This is a genomic window from Thermosporothrix sp. COM3, assembly GCF_059696735.1.
On record NZ_AP019376.1, the window covers coordinates 3,452,169 to 3,468,718 of the forward strand.

Here is a 16,550-nt window from a genome sequence, read left to right on the forward strand (position 1 = left end):
CTAGCTCTCCAGTATCAAGGCTTTAGCTCTCTTTCTCAGGGCTTTTACCTCCGTGAGACTGATTGTAGGCCGTTTTAGTGGTTGTCCATGTTCGACATCCTCATGACACGTTTTGCAGAGCAGTAACGTTTTCCGTTGAAGAGCTATCATTCTCTTCACCCACTCCGGTTTTGGTCTCCCTGGGTATTCGTGGACTTTTCTCATCCCTTGTATATGATGTACCTCTACATCTTCGGAATTTCCGCAAAGTTCACAGAAATCTGCAAGGAGTCTTTGTACCAATTCCGAACGTCCGGTCCAGACACGTTTTGGCTGCTCTTCAAGGGTTGCCTCGATATCCCATGATAGCGATACACCTCCCCAGGTGGCTGTTAGCGGCTCCTTATCTTGTCGCGGTATACGGACTTGGAGACCTTTGTATTCCTTGCCGTCTACGACGAGCTTGGTCCCATATTTCTCATAGACTTTTGCCACTGACATCTTGTGTTTGTGTGCCAGTGTTTTCGTCAATGAGGTTTCCATGACCCACTTCAGTTTTCTGAGTGTGTGCATATTGTAGGCCAAACGATAATAGTTGGCAATACCTCGGAACTCTAACTGATATTTGGAGATGATGTAGAAATCGCTCTCTGGCGTCAGTTCTGTTCGATGTATTGCTTTCTGGTTCCGCAGCAGTGGTTCACATTTCGCTTTGATTACGTCTGTTGACACTTGTAATCCGATCTTTCCATTGATGTTTCTGCGATCTCGCCCATTCCTGGAGGTAGTTCGCTTCTCATCTTTTTGGTTGATGGTTACTTGGTAGCCAAGAAATCGTGCCGCTTCGCTCCTGGCGTGGGTAATGAGCGTCTTTTCCTCCGACAATTCTAGCTTGAGTTCTTCTCGCAAGAACTTTTGGAGTGCTTGCTTGATTTCTTCCGCCTCTGATTTTGGTCCTATGAAGCCTAAAAGGAAATCATCGGCGTATCTCACGTATTTGAGGCGTCTGTAGTCAGGGTCATTCGTCATTTGAGACGGTAATTGTTGAGCTTTCTTTCTTGCGATCTCGGCCCTTTCTACGTTTCCTTTTCGTCGTTGCCGACTAGAGTTTTGCATAAGGGTTTTGTACGCTTGATTCGCTCTTCTTTTGACCCCTCTGGTGTATTGTGGGATCAGGATCGTTTCTACAAATTTGTCCAGTTTGTCGAGGAGGATGTTTGAAAGAATGGGGCTTGCTATACCGCCTTGTGGAACTCCACTTAGCGTTTGGTTCAGCGTCCAATCTTCCATGTATCCCGCGTCGAGCCATTTCTGAATGAGGTTGATAAACCTTCCATCGTGAATTTTCTCGCCAAGTTCTTTGAGGAGCAATTCATGGCTGAGTTTATCGAAGCATTGCGAAATGTCTCCCTCTATGAACCAGGTGGTTCCATGCCAGTTGTAGTAGATTTCTCTCAGCGCGGTATGGCATCCACGTTCAGGTCGAAATCCATGTGAATGTTCAGAAAAACCTGGTTCGTAATAGGCTTCAAGAATGAGGCGTATCACTTCTTGAACCAATTTGTCTGACCAGACTGGCATGCCAAGCGGGCGCTTTTTCCCGTTTTTCTTTGGCACGTAGGTTCGTCTCGCTGGAAGCCATTGATACCGTTCATATCGCAACGCTTCTATGATCGCATCAATCTTTTCCAGTGACATGCCATCAGGGGTTTCATCGGTAACGCCATGAGTCATGACGCCTTTGTTTCGATAGATTTTCCCGTAGGCTGTGAGGTAGAGGTCTTTGTTGAACAGGAGTTTGTAGATCCGTTCCAGGGGCAATCCTCTTTTGCCTCGCTCGCGGATGAGTTCTAGGATAGTGTTGGCGCTACGCATCACACGTACCTTGCTATCTGTTTCTCATTGATACCTACCCTGCTTGCCTTTATCAAAGGGCAAGCTCTCGTCATTTTTCAATGACTGCCCCTTTGTTCAGGCTGATGCCTTTCAGCCCTCCCTACTATGGGGGTTCCGTCACCGTAGGTGTCGCCACCCGTAGGTGATCCCGTATTTGCGCTTGTTCAACGTTGAGTACGTTTAGGTGCCCCGTTCATTTCCTTCAACCTATTCATTGTAGGTCACTTACCGTAGAGAGCGTTTACTAGCCGCGATCTTCGGCTAGCTGTTTCCGTGCCCGCAGTGTTCAGGCACGTATTACGGTATCGTCGCTTCAAGTATGCTGCGACGGGTGTGGTATTGCACCGTTGGAAATTAGGGTTCAGCCAATCCAGGTTTCACCATGCGTACAGGGCTTGCGGTGCATCACGCTACATACTTTCGCGTTTAACCGCGTTACTGACATGCTACTTTCCCCTTTGTCTTTCAACGCTAGGTAGGTCAGTTGCCCTAAGAGGTTCTTGCTCTCAGCCTCCTGCTCCTATGGAGCTATTAAACAGGCGCCGAAACGGCGCACAACCACATACCACTGGTCCCCCTCACGTTTCATCGTGCAGGTCTTGATCTTTCCAACTATCTCGCGATGGAGCTTGATCTTGACCCGTCCTCTCTTTGAGAGGTTGAGCTTGCCTTTCATGATTTCAAACCCACTTTGGGTATAGGTGAAGCTGTCGTATCGGTCTCCCGATTTGAACCTGGGGTATCCTGGCTTTTCCCCATTCTTGACTCGCCTGAAGAAGTTGTCCATGGCTTTATCCACACGGGTGAGCACATCTTGCAGGACTTGGCTATGGATATCCCGATATTCTTCCCGTATCTCTTTGATTTCAGGGAGTTGCTTGTTCTGAGTGTAGTAAGAAACAGACACACCAGCCATGCGATAGGCTTCGCGTCTCTCTTCCAAAGCAGCATTGTAGAGTTCCTTGCACCGCCTGAGCGTCCATTGCAACTTCCCAATTTGTTTCTCAGTTGGATATATGCGGAATTTAAACGCCTTGTTGCGCAGGTTCAGACTCTTCTGTTTGCGTGTCTTTTTCAGTTGTGCCTGTTTCTTCTCTTTAGACATTTTTCTGGTTCTCTATGTACTGTTTGATGACTGCAAGAGGCGCTCCACCCACAGTTGAAACAAAATAGGAATTGGTCCAGAGCGTTGGGAGCTTCCTCTCCAATACTGGAAACTCCTGACGCAGGAGACGAGATGAACGCCCTTTGAGGAGTCGCACAAGCTTATGAATACCAAATTGTGGATCACATTCGATAAGCAAATGGACATGATCAGGCATGATCTCCATGCTTAGGATATCAAACTTGTGCTCCTGACACACCTCTTCAATAATTTGTTTGAGTCGTGTATCTATTGGTTCCACAAGGACTTTCCGTCTGTACTTGGGGCACCAGACCACATGATATTTGCAAGAATAGAGCACATTCTTGTTTGATTTGTAACTCATCCTACTCATGGGAGTAGTATACAGCATGAGGCTACCTATTGTCAATATCTTGAGCTATCTAGTGTTGCGACTTTGACGCAATCCTCCTACGCGGCCCTTCCACAATCACCCCATAAGGAACGCCCCTTCTATCCCCATAGCTAAAGCTAGGGGGTTTACGGGGCGCTTTGCTAAATCGTCTGCCAGACCTGAACACTATACACTTGATTCCCCTCCTCATCTCCACTGAACGTATCGACAGACGCGATCCGCGTTCCGTCGGGCGACCAGGCAACATTGCTGACATCCTGCCTGTGTCCCTCATAGGTATAAATAATCTGGCCCGATGAGGCATCCCAGACCTGCACGGTATGATCCTGCCCACCCGAGGCAATGTATTTGCTATCAGGCGACCAGGAAAGCGAGTTCACCAGTCCGCTATGCATCCGATAATGAACCAGCGTTGCCGCCGTCGAGGCATCCCAGACCTGGACCGTATTATCCCAGCTACTGGACACGATGCGCGAGCCATCGGGCGACCACGCCAGCCCTCGAATCGAGGCAATATGTCCACGAAACACCACGCTGGCCTTTCGCGCCAGAAATCGAATTTTCGGGGCGTTATCCCAGATGGAGATCAGCCCGTCATCACCCGCCGCCGCAATATAGCGTCCATCGGGCGACCAGGCCAGCGATTTGATCCCCTTCGAGTGGCTGCGATGGGTAATCACGCTCTGATCGTTAATGACATCCCAGATGTAGACCTTGCCGCTCTCCCCACCAAGCGCCAGAAACCGGCTGTCGGGAGACCACGCCATCGCGTCAATCCAGCCCTCGATATACTGGTGCACCTTCTGATGTTCCTGCGCATCAATCACCGTCAGTTCGCCATACTGCACCATCGCCCGGTGTCGTCCATTCGGCGCCCAGGCCGTGATATTCCCGGTATGTGGCGTGGTAAACGCGACCTTTCCGCTTCGCCCATCCCAGATACAGAAGCAGTCCATACTGCCCGAAGCAATCCACTTGCTATCAAGCGACCACGAAAGCGTATGAATCTTCGAGGTATGCCCCCGATAGACACACAGCAGCGTTCCGACAGGCTCTTCGCCCATTGCGGCACGCCAGGGCGTATGAGGGAAACGGGGAGCCGGTTTCTGTAAGGCGGGCGAGAGTTCAGGCCCCTTGAACACCGACGGCGAGAGCTCGCGCCCCTTCAAGAGCGACGGCGAAAGCTCAGGCCCTTTGAACAGTGCAGGCGACATCTCGGGCCCACGAAGCTGCGTCGGTGAAAGCTCCTGCAAGTGGGGCGGAATCTCCAGATCATCAGGCAGGTCGAGCGAAGGGATATCAGCCATCGAGGCAACCGAAGCCAGCGGCATATCTTGCCGGAACAGCGGTTGTACGGCCAGCGATTGCATGCTATGTTCCTCGGTCGCCTCCTCACGGCCCGGCGAGAGGAACGGTGTGCCCGCAAGCTGAGGAGCGGGATCCTGCTGTCTGGGCATAATCAATTTGACCGGTCTGGCGGCCTGTCCAGCCTGCTCAAGGGCCTCGGCAAATTCGAGGATACTCTTGAAGCGCTGCTGAGGATCTTTCGCCAGAGCAGTCAGCACCACCTTTTCGACCTCCGCCGAGATGAAGGTATTCTTCTTGCTTAACGGTGGCGGCTGATCGTAGGCATGGTGCCAGCCCAATTCAAAGGGAGAGGCCCCGTTAAACGGGCGTTCGCCGCAGAGCCACTCATAGACCACGATACCGAGCGCATATTGATCGCTGGCAGGCCGGGGCTTCCCCTGAAACTGTTCTGGAGCCATATAATGCGGAGTGCCCGAACGGTCGACCCGCTGCATCGAAATCGTGTTGTGCGCAGTCGCAGCCAGGCCAAAATCACTTAAAATGACCCGGTCTTGCTCATCAAGAAGCATGTTCTCGGGCTTGATATCCCGATGAATAATCTTGTTGTCGTGCGCATACTGCAAGGCAGACGCAACCTGCTTGACATAAGACACAACAGACAAGAGAGGGACACGCACCCCCCGGGGATGCCGCTTGAGCAGCGTTCCTTTTTCGGCATACTCCATGATGATATAGGGGATATCATCGGCAAACCCGAAGTCATAAATCTTCAGTATATGAGGATGCTTCAGTTTTACAATGGTCTGCGCCTCATGCGCGAATTCCTTCTTGTGAGCCGTGGTCATCCGCTGACACATTATCTTGATGGCGGCTTGCGTTTTCAGGTATTTATGCTCACCCAGGTACACATCTGCAAAGCCTCCCTTACCGATCAAACGCACAAGCCGATAATTGCCGAACTGCTGCCCGGTGCGCTCACTCATCGGTTACATCCTCCGATCCTACATGCATTCAGATTCAAACCCGCTCCTCCTTTCCCCCGGGGTATGCACGCTTCTGCTCCGCATACTCTCACTCCCCTGTGTTTACACCACTTCTCTGTCAATCTATATCCATACAGGTACCATTGAGTACGAATAGCTGTCCTTTTCGTCAATTTGAGCACACTTCTTAACCACTTCTCAACCACTTCTTGACGCCTTCTTTCCACGTTCCCCCGCCAGGCCCTTCTAGTATACTAACATAAATTGAAAGTGTTGCATATAGAAAGGTCAGATTTTCCCGTGACATCTTGAAATGTATCTACAAGTGTCAGCACAAAAAGAATGGTTTGCTTCTCCTTTGTCGGTAGATCACCACAAGCTCGCTTTTCGCCTATAACGCAGCTTGCTTGAGCGGCAATAAGCACCAGAACAGGGAACCTTTCTGCGGTTCACTCTCGACACCGACAGATCCCTGATGCAGCTCAACAATCGTACGACAAATATGCAATCCAAGTCCTAAGCCTCGCCCACCCTCTCCATAGACCTGCACTCCCTCCGCCTGATAATAGCGCTCCCAGACGTGCCGCTGCTGCTCAGGGGTCAATCCCTGCCCGCGATCACGCACCCAGATCCGCGCCTGCTCACCCTCCACGCGCAATCCCACCTCCACTTCTGCCATCGAATATTTCAAGGCATTGGACAGATAGTTCCCGACCACTTGCGCGATGCGCACCGGATCGACACAGGCCTGCACCCGCTCCCGGCTCACCTGACAGCGAATCGTGCGCCCGGGCGCCGAAACGCGAAAATCATGTACCACTTCCCGCACAATCTGCACCAGATCGCAGGACTCAAACGTTACGACCAGCTTGCGTTCTTGAATCGAGGACGCATCGAGCAGATCGCTAATCAGCCGATCCTGTACGCCCACCTGGCGCAGCGCGCTTTGTAGCTGGCTCTCGATCATATCAGCCTGAGATCCCAGCTCCGCGGGCAGCGGTTCCAGCCTCTGCCGAACCTGCTGATGCAAATATTCAACTAATTGCAAATTGGCCTGAATCGCTGCTAACGGCGAGCGGAGCTCATGGCTTGCCTGCCCGATAAACTCATCTTTGCGCCGCTCCGCATCCTTCAAGCCAGTGATATCCAGAAACGAGAGCAGCACCCTGGGCGTATACCCATACATCTCGTGCAACAGGGTCGCACCGATCAGGACCGTCTTGCATCCGGTCGGCGTCTCCCAATCGAGCTGTACATGCTGAACCGACTCCCCTCGCGCCGCCTGCATCACCAGAGCAAGGACCGGCTGCATATGCTGGCTCTGGAGATCAAAGCAGGAACAGCGCACCTGCTCGTTCCGCTCGGGTTCCTCGTTACAGAGCAAGCGATGCGCAGCCTTGTTTACAAAGGTGATCTTCTGCCGCTGTGGCTCGATCAGCATGACCGGCGTTGGCAACAGGTCAAGCACGCGTTCCAGCCAGCGCCGATGCTGGCTCAGGTTTTCAGCGAGTAGCTCGGCTCGGGCCCGGGCCTCACGCTCGCGAAGCAGCAAGTGATTGCGCTCAATCTGCATCTGCCTGCGCCTGGCAATCTCCTCCTGCGCCTCGGTATAGAGCCGCGCATTATCGATCGCTCGGGCCACCATCGCAGCCAGCTCCTTCGCAAGCGCCACATCAGTCCCGGTATAATGGCGTCCGGATTGCCGCGTATAACAGGCAACCAGGGCCCCGAGCGCCTTCCCTCGCGCAAAGAGGGGCATCACCAGCACCGAAGTAATCTGCATATCATGCAAAAACTGGAGATGTTCAGGCGAGGTACTGGCCCGCTGGATATACTGCTCCAGCATATAGGGCGCAACAATTGGCTCGCGGGAGCGAATCGCTTGAATCACAGGGTGGCTCTCCATCGCCCGCGTGGGCACATAGCGCATACACTCCTGACACCGCTCAGAAAGCTCTGGCACCGCCGTACAGGCCACACGTGAGAGCACGTCCTTCGACAGCAGGTCGATAAAGCAGAAATCAGCCAGCGTTGGGACAGCCAGCTCGACCGCCTGCTGCACCGTCTCCTCGATCTTCAATGAGGACGCGATAACGGTACTTGCCCGCAGGAGAAAGCGCAGCGCCTCCTCTGATCTCCGATGCTCGATCCCTACAGCGATGGTATTCGCCATCACATGGAGCGCCTGCTGTACCGCCGGGCTGCACATATATTCCAGGCAGAAAACCAGCGCCCCGGTCAGGCGGTCCCCGACATCCAGCGGATACACCAGCAGATAGCGCTTCCCGACCCGCTTCAGTGCGGGCCACGCCTCCTGAAGCTCGGCACAGTAGAGCCGTTGTGTCGTCACGCGCCCCGGGCCCTCGGCTCCAGGTGGGAGACAGCGGTAGTCGGCCCGCTCCTGTGGCGTCAGTCCCTCACAAGCCTGCAACTCCAGCATCTGCGCCGCCGCGTTCAGCGTCCAGATTCCTACCATTTCAGCCGGAAGCGACTGCTTGAGCATGCAGACACAGCGCTCCAGCACCTCGTTAAGAGGATCATCACTGCTCATCAGCAGGCTGAGCTCAAGCCGCATCTTTGCGAGCATCGCCTGTTCCTGCTGCTCAATCTCGGCCCGTTTACGCTCGGTGATATCGCGCGCCATCGCCAGGATGCAGGAAGTGTCGCCCGGCGGCCAGACGGGCATGACGATCACCTCCCACCACTTCGGCGCTCCCTTCAGGGTCGGAAAAAAGCCTTCAAATCGGTCCGCACGCCCTTCGCGCGCGCTTCTCACCGCCTCCCGAACAAGGGGCTGAGAGGCTTGATCCCAGAACGCAGACCAGGATTTCCCGCGAAAAAGGGCCTCATCCTCGATTCCCAGCACCCGCATGCCAGCAGGGTTGATGGAGAGGAGATGTCCTTGCATGTCCAGCACCATGATGGTTTCAATCCCCAATGGCCCCAGAAGCCGTTGCAACTGTAATTCACTCTCACCTGGCTCCCACAGCGGGCAGTGCTCAACATGCGCATTTCTGTTTCTCTCTTCCACAGTCCTCAGCAGCGCTCACCCGAGAGGCGCCGCAACCTCCTTTCCCACTTACTCCCGACATCCGTTTCGTTTTTCGCCTCGGGAACCCACCCGATCACCGTTCTGCTTCCACGCCTGTTCTTCGCTGTTGATTCGCGATTCGTAATTTGTAACAACTTTTGCCCTTGCAGAAAACAGTTCTAAGTCTAACGCATTCTCCCATTTCCGTCAATCACTATCCCTTGTTTCTCTTCTTTTTTCCTTACACGTATGCTCCAGTTACTCCATTCCTCTTTTTCCTCCATTGAATGGCCGCAACGTGTATTGACATCCCGGTACACTTCTGGTATTGTATTCGGAGTAGAAGGCATGCCATTCACAGAGAGCATCAGGAGTTTTTGAGAAGCCTTTCGCAGGTCGAAGTTCTTAGAAAAAGCCAGGAGGATTCTGACCGTGACTATTTACTGCACGCTGCGTCCCTTGCTTGCACGCGTGAACCAGGTGCGCACCAGCCGGGGCCTGCCCCCTTTGAGCCTGCGCCGTCTGTCCGCCGAAAGCGGTGTTCCCCTCAGCGTCATCGCTGCCCTGAACACCGGTCGCAGCCGCCGCATTGACTATGGGACAGTGGACCAGCTCCTCCACTACTTCAGTCGCTACTTCTCTGTTACGGTCAATGATCTCCTTTCCTGGGAACGAAATGTCCCTTCAGAACAGGAACAGAGTGCACTTCAACCCCATGCTCATCTATAGGCCATTCGATGCTCACAGCATTGTGTTCTCGATTGGTATTGCCCTATCACAAACAAGCATTCCGATGCGTTAACAAGACAGAAGGAATTTCGATTATGGCTGTTATGCTCAAATCTCGCAGCGAGATCGCGAAGCTTCGCGAGGCCGGTCGGCTGGTCGCGGAAACGTTCGAGGTCCTGCGCCCCTACGTCAAGCCGGGCGTCTCGACCGCTGAACTGGACCAGATCGCTGAAGACTATATCCGCAGCAAAGGCGCGACCCCGATCTACAAGGGCTATGGCGCTCGTCCCGCCCGCGATGGCCATCCCGGCACACCTCCTTTCCCCGGTACCATTTGTGCTTCGGTCAATGAGGTCGTCTGTCACGGCATTCCAAGCAAGAAGGCCATCCTGAAAGATGGCGATATCATCGGCGTTGACATCGGCGTTCTCTACAATGGTTGGGTCGGCGACTCCTGCACAACCTACCCCGTCGGCACCATCAGCGAGGAGGCGCAGCGCTTGCTCGATGTGGCGAAACGCTGCATGGAGCTCGGTATTGAGCAGGCTCGCCCGAATAATCGCCTCGGCGATATTGGCGCCGCCATTCAGAGCTATGCCGAATCGCACGGCTATACCACTGTCCACGAGCTGACCGGTCACGGCGTCGGACGCTCCTTGCACGAAGATCCTCTTGTCCCACATTACGGACGTCCGGGTACTGGCCTGCGCATCCGTCAGGGGATGGTCTTTACGGTCGAGCCGATGATTAACCAGGGCGTGGCTGCGGTTCGCATGCTTGCAGACCGCTGGACAATCTGTACTGCTGATGGGAAACTCTCCGCGCAGTACGAGCACACGCTTGCGGTCACCGATGGCGCTCCCGAGCTCCTGACCTTGCCGTAACAGGTTGTTGCTCCGGCGCGTCATAGGGCTGGCGCGCCGCCTTCCTTGCTCCTCCTTTCCTGTAACTCCTACCCCATCTCTCTCGTACTAAAGACAAACAGGATCTCCGGTCGGAAATAGCAGCAAAACAGCACACACGCCGTTTACATATCTCTCTGACTCAGTGAAAGGATTTACCCGTTTGTCAAAGAAAAACCTTTTCTACTTTGCCTTGACTGTCCTGATCGTCGTTGGCGCAGCGCTCTTTTTCTTTCTGCACGTGCTGCCCAACTTTGAGAGCTATAAGCAGATCTTCTCGTCGCTGGATAGCCTGCGCGCCTATGTGCAGAGCTTCGGCGCCTGGGCTCCCCTGATCTTCTTCCTGATACAGGTGACTCAGGTGATCGTCTCGCCCATTCCCGGCAATATCACGACCCTTGCCGGCGGGGCGCTGTTCGGTATCGTGCCCGGCTTCCTGCTCAGTGGAAGCGCGATTGTGGTCGGTTCGATGCTGGCCTTCTACCTGGCGCGATTCCTCGGGCATGTCTTTGTGATCAAACTGGTGGGCCGCAAGCAATACGAGCGCTACAACTCGTTCTTTACGGGTCGCTACTCGCTCGGGCTGCTCATCATCTTTCTGGTGCCCTTCTTCCCTGATGATGTGCTCTGCCTGCTGGCCGGGCTCTCCGCGATGCCCGCGAGCATCTTCTTTCTCTTCCTGCTGATCGGGCGCCTGCCTGGCACCTTCCTGACCACACTGGTAGGCGCGGGCGTGCTTCAGTTGTCGCTGGTAGAATGGATTGTTGTTGGTGTCATCTCGCTGCTGGTCATAGTGGTCATCTTTAAGTATGGTGACAGGTTTGAGGAATGGATGGGCAGAAAAATCAAGAAACTCAACAATAAAGAGAACGGGGCCTCTTGAACCGCTCAGAGGTCCCCCCTGTATCGATAGGTGGCGATGCCCCTGAATCGCTCTTTCTCCCATGAAATCAGCCCTCTCCATCCCTCAAAAAGCCTCCCGATATTTCCGCCCTATTTCACGCCTTTCTCGACTATACGAAGCACATACACGCACCCGTGCCATCTGGCTACAGGAAAAGCATCACTGCCTGTCTGGTGTCACCACCACAACCTTGATCCGCTCGATCTCGCCCGGCAGATGATCGCTCCCGAACGGTAGCTTGACCTCAACATTCGCGATCCCGTGCTGCTGGTTCAGGTAGGCAAGCGCGGCCTCGACCGTGGCCCCCTTCACGCTCTCGGGCCAGTTCCCGATCTCCTGCTTGCTGAAGTGATACAGCCATGTCCCCCTGACCGTCACCGTCAGGAAGATGATATTGTTCGGCCCATTGCGCGCGGTCAGCGCCCCCACGGGCTTGATCGTGTCATGCAGCGTAAAAGCGTCCTTCAACTGCTGCTTCGCCTGTAATTCCAGCAGCCGTGTGGCAAGCTGTTCGGCGACAGCCCGCCTGTAGGCGACGCCACGCCCATCCACGCGAATCGTGATCGTGACCGCCTCGGGCTGCGTGTCAAGCGGCGGATCGACCGTGGCCTTGACGCTCAGTTCCGGTTGCCCGGCCAGCGTCTCATCTTTGCCAAGCGCCTTCGTAATCTGATCCCTGACCTCTTTTTGCAGCTTCTCCGTCAGCGTGGCTTTCGCCTTCTCCACATCCTCGTTCTGGATCACATGCAGCACCTGCCCATCGACGCCGCCACTAAACGCCTCCGGGTTCCGCACGGTGACGCCCTTGCTACAGCACGGCCCGTTGAGCGTCTCCGGGGGAATATTGCCAGCGCTGCCGGGCGTCGTCACCAGCGCGTCGGTGGTTGCCCTGCCGGGTTCGGTCAGGGTGCGTCCGGGGATTTTGATCTCGGTGAGCGTCTGGATCTTCAGGCCATTGGGACCATCCAGCGTGGTCTGAGCGGGAATCGTGACCGGCAGCAGGTTCGTATTGTAGAACTCAAGCTGACCCCGCGCCTGCGCTCCCTCAACCGTGCGCGTCGTCTGCGCCTGAATCGTGCTGCTTCCCTGTTGCTGCTTGCTGATCACGCGATCGGGGAGCGTTCGCGCCTCCACACTCGGCACCTTGCTCTGAGGCGAGGCGCTGAGCACAAAACTATTCTCCAGCGTCTTGCTCTCCGGCGTGACATAGATCATGGCATCACCCGGCGTGCCAAGCACCGGGAACCCCGCCGGAAAAATACTGATCCCGAAGACATGCGGCAAGATCAGCAGCGTGAGCAGCATCGAGGTGGCGATCAGGCAGAAGAGCAGCGGCAGGAGCAACCGCCGATGACGCGGGACGGCTCTCCGCTTCGGTGGCTCAATCACGTCTTCGGTGGTGCGGGCACGCGGCTGAAAATCGTCGGTGGTATGCACCGGGCGCGCCCGCTTTTCCAGCACGACCGGCTGTTGCTCTGGAACCAGCGCCGCCGTAATCGCGGGCCGCAGCCGCCGGGAGGGATCGGGCGCTCGGGGCGCGCGCTCAAACGTCGGGATCTCGGGGAGCGAGGGCAGTTCTTCAAGCGGATAGGCTTGCCCACCCGGCTCAGGCTCGGTCAGGGTATCGCCATCAAATCCGCCCGCCTCCTCAAAGAGCTCGATGACCGGGCCAGATCGCGATGATTCGATTGCTGACAGAAAGGCGTCACGCAACTCGGCTATGGTACGATACCGCTCCTCGGGCCGCTTCGCCATCGCCGTGCGGACCACGTCATCCAGCGCGCGGGGAATGGTCGTATCCCGGTCAGAGGGACGCGGAATCGGGTCGTACAGGTGCATCTTGATGACGGTCACGTCGTCTTCGTGGTTGTAGGGGAGATCTCCTGTGAGCAACTGATAGAGCAGGACACCAAGCGCGTAGATGTCGGTCTGGGGTGTGATGATGCCTCGGGTCTGCTCGGGCGCCATATACTGGGGCGTGCCCGGCACCTGATCGAGCGGGATCGGCCTTCCCGGGCGTCCGGTGCGGCTATCGTCCAGCCCCTTGCGCCGCCGCGAAGCCGCGATCCTGACAAGCCCGAAGTCGGCCAGATAGATATAGGGCGGACCGTTGCGCCGCACGTCAAGCAGGACATTTGAGGATTTAATATCGCGATGAATAAGCCCTTCATCATGCGCATATTCAACCGCATCGAGCAATTGCTGATAGATCGCGGCAACTTCGCCAATCCCCGGCAGACCCCGGCGCAGATACCCGGTCAGGGTCCCCCCCTCGATAAACGGCATGACGAGGAACAGGATGCCGTGCTCTTCGCCAAACTCAAACAATGGCAGAATATGCGGATGTCGCAATGCTGCCACTGTCCGCGCCTCTCGCAGGAAACGCCGCCGCATATCCCGGTCTGTCGCGTAGTCCCCCAGTATCACCTTGATCGCTACCCGCCGATCAAACGCGGTCCGCTGCCGCCCCTCATAGACGGCTCCCATACCTCCTACCCTGATTCGGCGAATAATATCATAGTTTCCAAGCTGCTTGCCTTCCAGAGACAGCATTGCTCCTCGCGATCCTTTCCTGTAGCTTGAACCCGCTTTTTCTCAACACAACCACCTACCATCATTGCCACCTGTCGCGTTTTCTCGCGCCTCGCCGTGTCGTGTGACCGGAGCAAAAGAACCTGTCCGTCCGCCGCTAGCCGTTCCCTGGCTGCCCTTCGCCATCTCCATCCGTTACGGTCGGTTGCCCGCTCGGTACTCCATCGTTCCCCTTGAGACCCGGCACCGACTGAATGCTGAAGCCGATCAGTCCGAGCTCGGTCGGAAGCTTGTCACCGTTCATCTCGATCGAGACTTTGCCTTTCGCGATCCCTTTTTGCTTCTCAAGATACGCCTTCGCCTCGTTGACAGGCTTGCCCGCGATCGCTTTCGCCCACGCGTCCTTCATCTGCTCCGTGATCTCGAAAGCCCAGAGCCCCTGTGCGGTTACCTCCATCCGAAGCGGCTGGATTGCCTTGATCTGCGTTTTCGTGGTGATATCACCGATCAGCTTGTAGCCGGGTCCCAGATCGGAAGCAGACCCCGCCTGCTCCTGGAGCCGCTTCGAGACAAGCTGCTTCAAATCCTGAGGCTTCATCACCCACGCCGAACACGACGCCTTCACGCTCACCGTCGCCTCGCGTATGTCCCTCCCCTCATCACCTACCGGCTGGTCCACGTTCGGCTGAACCTGACATTGCGGATTCCCCACAATCTGCTCGCCCGCCTGCAACTTCGTCTTCAGATCATTCTGCGCCTTGCTCGATGTCTCATTCTTCACCGAGTTGATCGCCTTATCAACGTCATCCTGTGTCAGGAAATGATAATCTACCGGATCCTGCCCCCCGGTGAACGCCGACGTGTTCATAACTCGCACATTTCCAGAGGAAGCACAGCAAGCACCACTTATTGTATAAGCTGATATATTCCCTTTCGCTCCGGGTTCGGAAACATATGCGGGCACTGTTACTTCGCCGAATCCATCACCCGAGGCAGCGGGTATAACAGCAGGAACTTTCAAAAAGACTTGTAGATCTCCTGCCGGGATAGGTGTGTTTGTTCCTACGGTATACGAGTTCGTGAAAGATCCATTCTGAAAAGTCAGGGTACCGGTAGCAGTACGGCCCGGGGTTTTGGTATGGCCCGAGGCGGTCACGTTGATCTTTCGAGATTCGGCGCTGGTATTGAGCCGCCGCACCGGAATCTGCAATGTGTCAGGGGGCGGGTTCTTCTCGACACCGACCACAATATATTTGTTCTCGACGATGCGACTATCAGGGGTGATCGAAATAGTCGCGCCCGGCTGCGCCCCGGTAAACGCCTGCTGCACGCTGCTGAACAGGCTCGGGTTCGCGTAGGAGACACCGACACAGCCGCCAATCAGCGCCAGCAACAGCACCGCGATCAGGATCAGCCACGGCCAACCGCTCCGTTTCGTGGTCGTGGTGCGTCGGGTCGAGCCTGGAAAGCCGGTACTGGCGGCATTGATCGCGGGCATCTTGCCACTGGTGCGCGGAAGCGGTTTACTCTGTGAGGCGCTCTTGCGGGCCAGCCCTTCGGCAGCAGCGACCCCGGCACCGGCCCCGATCAACGCGCCGGTTGGGAGCTTACCACTTCTCCCATTGCGATTCGCGTCCGCGCCGATCTTGCCCGAAGCGCGTCGGGGAGGCAGCGGGTGCAGTTCGACCTCATCGGGCTGATTGAGCTTGATTGTCTCTTTCGCCTTGCGCTTTGGCTGAAGGTCGATAATCGACAGCTCGTCGTCGGGGGCAACATCCGGCTCTGAACGGGTGCTTGCCACGCCCGAGGCTCTGACAATCTCATTCTCCTCATTCAGTGGAGCCGTCTCGCCGCCTTCATCGTCGTCGATGCCATGCGGGGTCTTTGGCAGGTAGCCCTGTTGCGCGTCGACCTGTTCAGGGCTTGGCGGTTCAAGCGGGCTGTCCTCGTTAAAGAAATCGACATCGTCGGCGTCGTCACCCGGCCCGCGTTTCTGCATGGCGTTTGCCGCGCCCGCCCCGAGCAGAGCGCCACCAACTGCCGCCGTGCCGCCAACGACATGCGGACGCGCCGATTGTTGAGGGGAAGCGGAAGGGTCCTGATCCTGTGGCTTCGCTTGCTTCTCTTTCGCGCCACCATTACCCTTGTTGAACAGCGGGAACCAGCCCTTGCGCTGCTCGCTTTCGGCCAGTTCATCATCAAGCGATTGAACATAGCCCTCCAGTGACGAATAGACAGGAAAATTCCGGTGCCGCAGAAAATTCGCCGCCGGTGAGCCACTCGGAGCCACAAAGACCATGTTCGCCTTGATCTTCTTGCGCATCGCTTTCAGTTCGTCGTAGTCGACAGGGCGCTGAAACCCACGATTCTGGTGCGGCAGGATCAGGACAATCTGCTTGCGCTGCAATTTCTCCTGCGTCAGAATCGCCATTAAAATGCTTCTGCGTTCATCGTTCGGTGCTACATGGATAACGCCAATTGTCTGACTACGGGGATCGTTGGGTCCCAGTATTTCAGAGCCGTTTCCTTGTCTCATATACCCGCTTCCTCTGACCTCAATCTTTTTCTCGCGCTTCTATCGTGACATTTTACACTATCAACCGCATTTCTAACAATAGACAAACCGCTTGAAAATGGGAAGAAGCCGCGCCGCGCTGAACTCGTTGCCTGTCGCGCCACGCCTCTTCAGCGAGCTCCACCCTTCGCACGATCTATGAGAATCAACACCGGTACGGTCTGCGATTAGCGCATTTTTGTCTCCCTTTC

At 55.7% G+C, this 16,550-nt stretch carries 10 protein-coding genes; 3 read left to right on the forward strand and 7 right to left on the reverse strand.

From position 1 onward, the window contains the following. The 5 genes from KTH_RS14695 to KTH_RS14715 form a co-directional block, all read right to left on the reverse strand. Positions 1-1,854, reverse strand: coding sequence for a reverse transcriptase/maturase family protein (locus tag KTH_RS14695; protein ID WP_497618026.1), 1,854 nt, complete (start codon positions 1,852-1,854; stop codon positions 1-3). Between the two features lie 541 nt (positions 1,855-2,395). Next, positions 2,396-2,980, reverse strand: coding sequence for an RNA-guided endonuclease InsQ/TnpB family protein (locus tag KTH_RS14700; protein ID WP_497619648.1), 585 nt, complete (start codon positions 2,978-2,980; stop codon positions 2,396-2,398). Continuing rightward, a complete protein-coding gene (gene tnpA, locus KTH_RS14705) occupies positions 2,973-3,365 on the reverse strand; it encodes an IS200/IS605 family transposase (RefSeq protein WP_137686178.1) in 393 nt (130 codons plus the stop codon). Before tnpA ends, KTH_RS14700 begins: the two co-directional genes overlap by 8 nt. A 170-nt stretch (positions 3,366-3,535) precedes the next feature. Continuing rightward, positions 3,536-5,686, reverse strand: a complete 2,151-nt coding sequence (locus KTH_RS14710; RefSeq protein WP_111324838.1) for a serine/threonine-protein kinase — start codon at positions 5,684-5,686, stop codon at positions 3,536-3,538. A 391-nt stretch (positions 5,687-6,077) separates the two neighbouring features. Beyond that, entirely contained in the window at positions 6,078-8,717 is a 2,640-nt protein-coding gene (locus KTH_RS14715) for an ATP-binding protein (RefSeq protein ID WP_111324837.1), read from the reverse strand. 432 nt (positions 8,718-9,149) lie between these two features. On the opposite strand from KTH_RS14715, the gene KTH_RS14720 reads away from it, so the two are divergent. The 3 genes from KTH_RS14720 (at position 9,150) to KTH_RS14730 (ending at position 11,231) form a co-directional block, all read left to right on the forward strand. Beyond that, positions 9,150-9,446 carry an XRE family transcriptional regulator gene (locus KTH_RS14720; RefSeq protein WP_111324836.1) on the forward strand — a complete coding sequence of 99 codons (297 nt, stop codon included), beginning with the start codon at positions 9,150-9,152 and terminating at the stop codon, positions 9,444-9,446. 95 nt (positions 9,447-9,541) lie between these two features. Next, the gene (gene map, locus KTH_RS14725; RefSeq protein ID WP_497619653.1) at positions 9,542-10,330 is read left to right on the forward strand and encodes a type I methionyl aminopeptidase; all 789 of its coding nucleotides are present in this window, start codon (positions 9,542-9,544) and stop codon (positions 10,328-10,330) included. A gap of 181 nt (positions 10,331-10,511) precedes the next feature. Continuing rightward, the gene (locus KTH_RS14730) at positions 10,512-11,231 is read left to right on the forward strand and encodes a TVP38/TMEM64 family protein (RefSeq protein ID WP_111324834.1); all 720 of its coding nucleotides are present in this window, start codon (positions 10,512-10,514) and stop codon (positions 11,229-11,231) included. A gap of 180 nt (positions 11,232-11,411) precedes the next feature. Here the strand turns inward: KTH_RS14730 and KTH_RS14735 are convergent, their stop codons facing one another. Next, on the reverse strand, positions 11,412-13,805 hold the full coding sequence (locus KTH_RS14735) for a protein kinase domain-containing protein (protein ID WP_497619655.1): 2,394 nt from the start codon (positions 13,803-13,805) through the stop codon (positions 11,412-11,414). Between the two features lie 136 nt (positions 13,806-13,941). Continuing rightward, positions 13,942-16,320 (reverse strand): hypothetical protein, encoded by a 2,379-nt coding sequence (locus KTH_RS14740; RefSeq protein WP_497619657.1) that lies wholly within the window; start codon positions 16,318-16,320, stop codon positions 13,942-13,944. Between the last annotated feature and the right edge of the window lie 230 nt (positions 16,321-16,550).

Coding starts and splice junctions, on each gene's coding strand:
- tnpA (WP_137686178.1), bottom strand. CDS start 3,365: ATGAGTTACAAATCAAACAAGAATGTGCTCTATTCTTGCAAATATCAT.
- KTH_RS14740 (WP_497619657.1), bottom strand. CDS start 16,320: ATGAGACAAGGAAACGGCTCTGAAATACTGGGACCCAACGATCCCCGT.
- KTH_RS14710 (WP_111324838.1), bottom strand. CDS start 5,686: ATGAGTGAGCGCACCGGGCAGCAGTTCGGCAATTATCGGCTTGTGCGT.
- KTH_RS14735 (WP_497619655.1), bottom strand. CDS start 13,805: ATGCTGTCTCTGGAAGGCAAGCAGCTTGGAAACTATGATATTATTCGC.
- map (WP_497619653.1), top strand. CDS start 9,542: ATGGCTGTTATGCTCAAATCTCGCAGCGAGATCGCGAAGCTTCGCGAG.
- KTH_RS14695 (WP_497618026.1), bottom strand. CDS start 1,854: ATGCGTAGCGCCAACACTATCCTAGAACTCATCCGCGAGCGAGGCAAA.
- KTH_RS14700 (WP_497619648.1), bottom strand. CDS start 2,980: ATGTCTAAAGAGAAGAAACAGGCACAACTGAAAAAGACACGCAAACAG.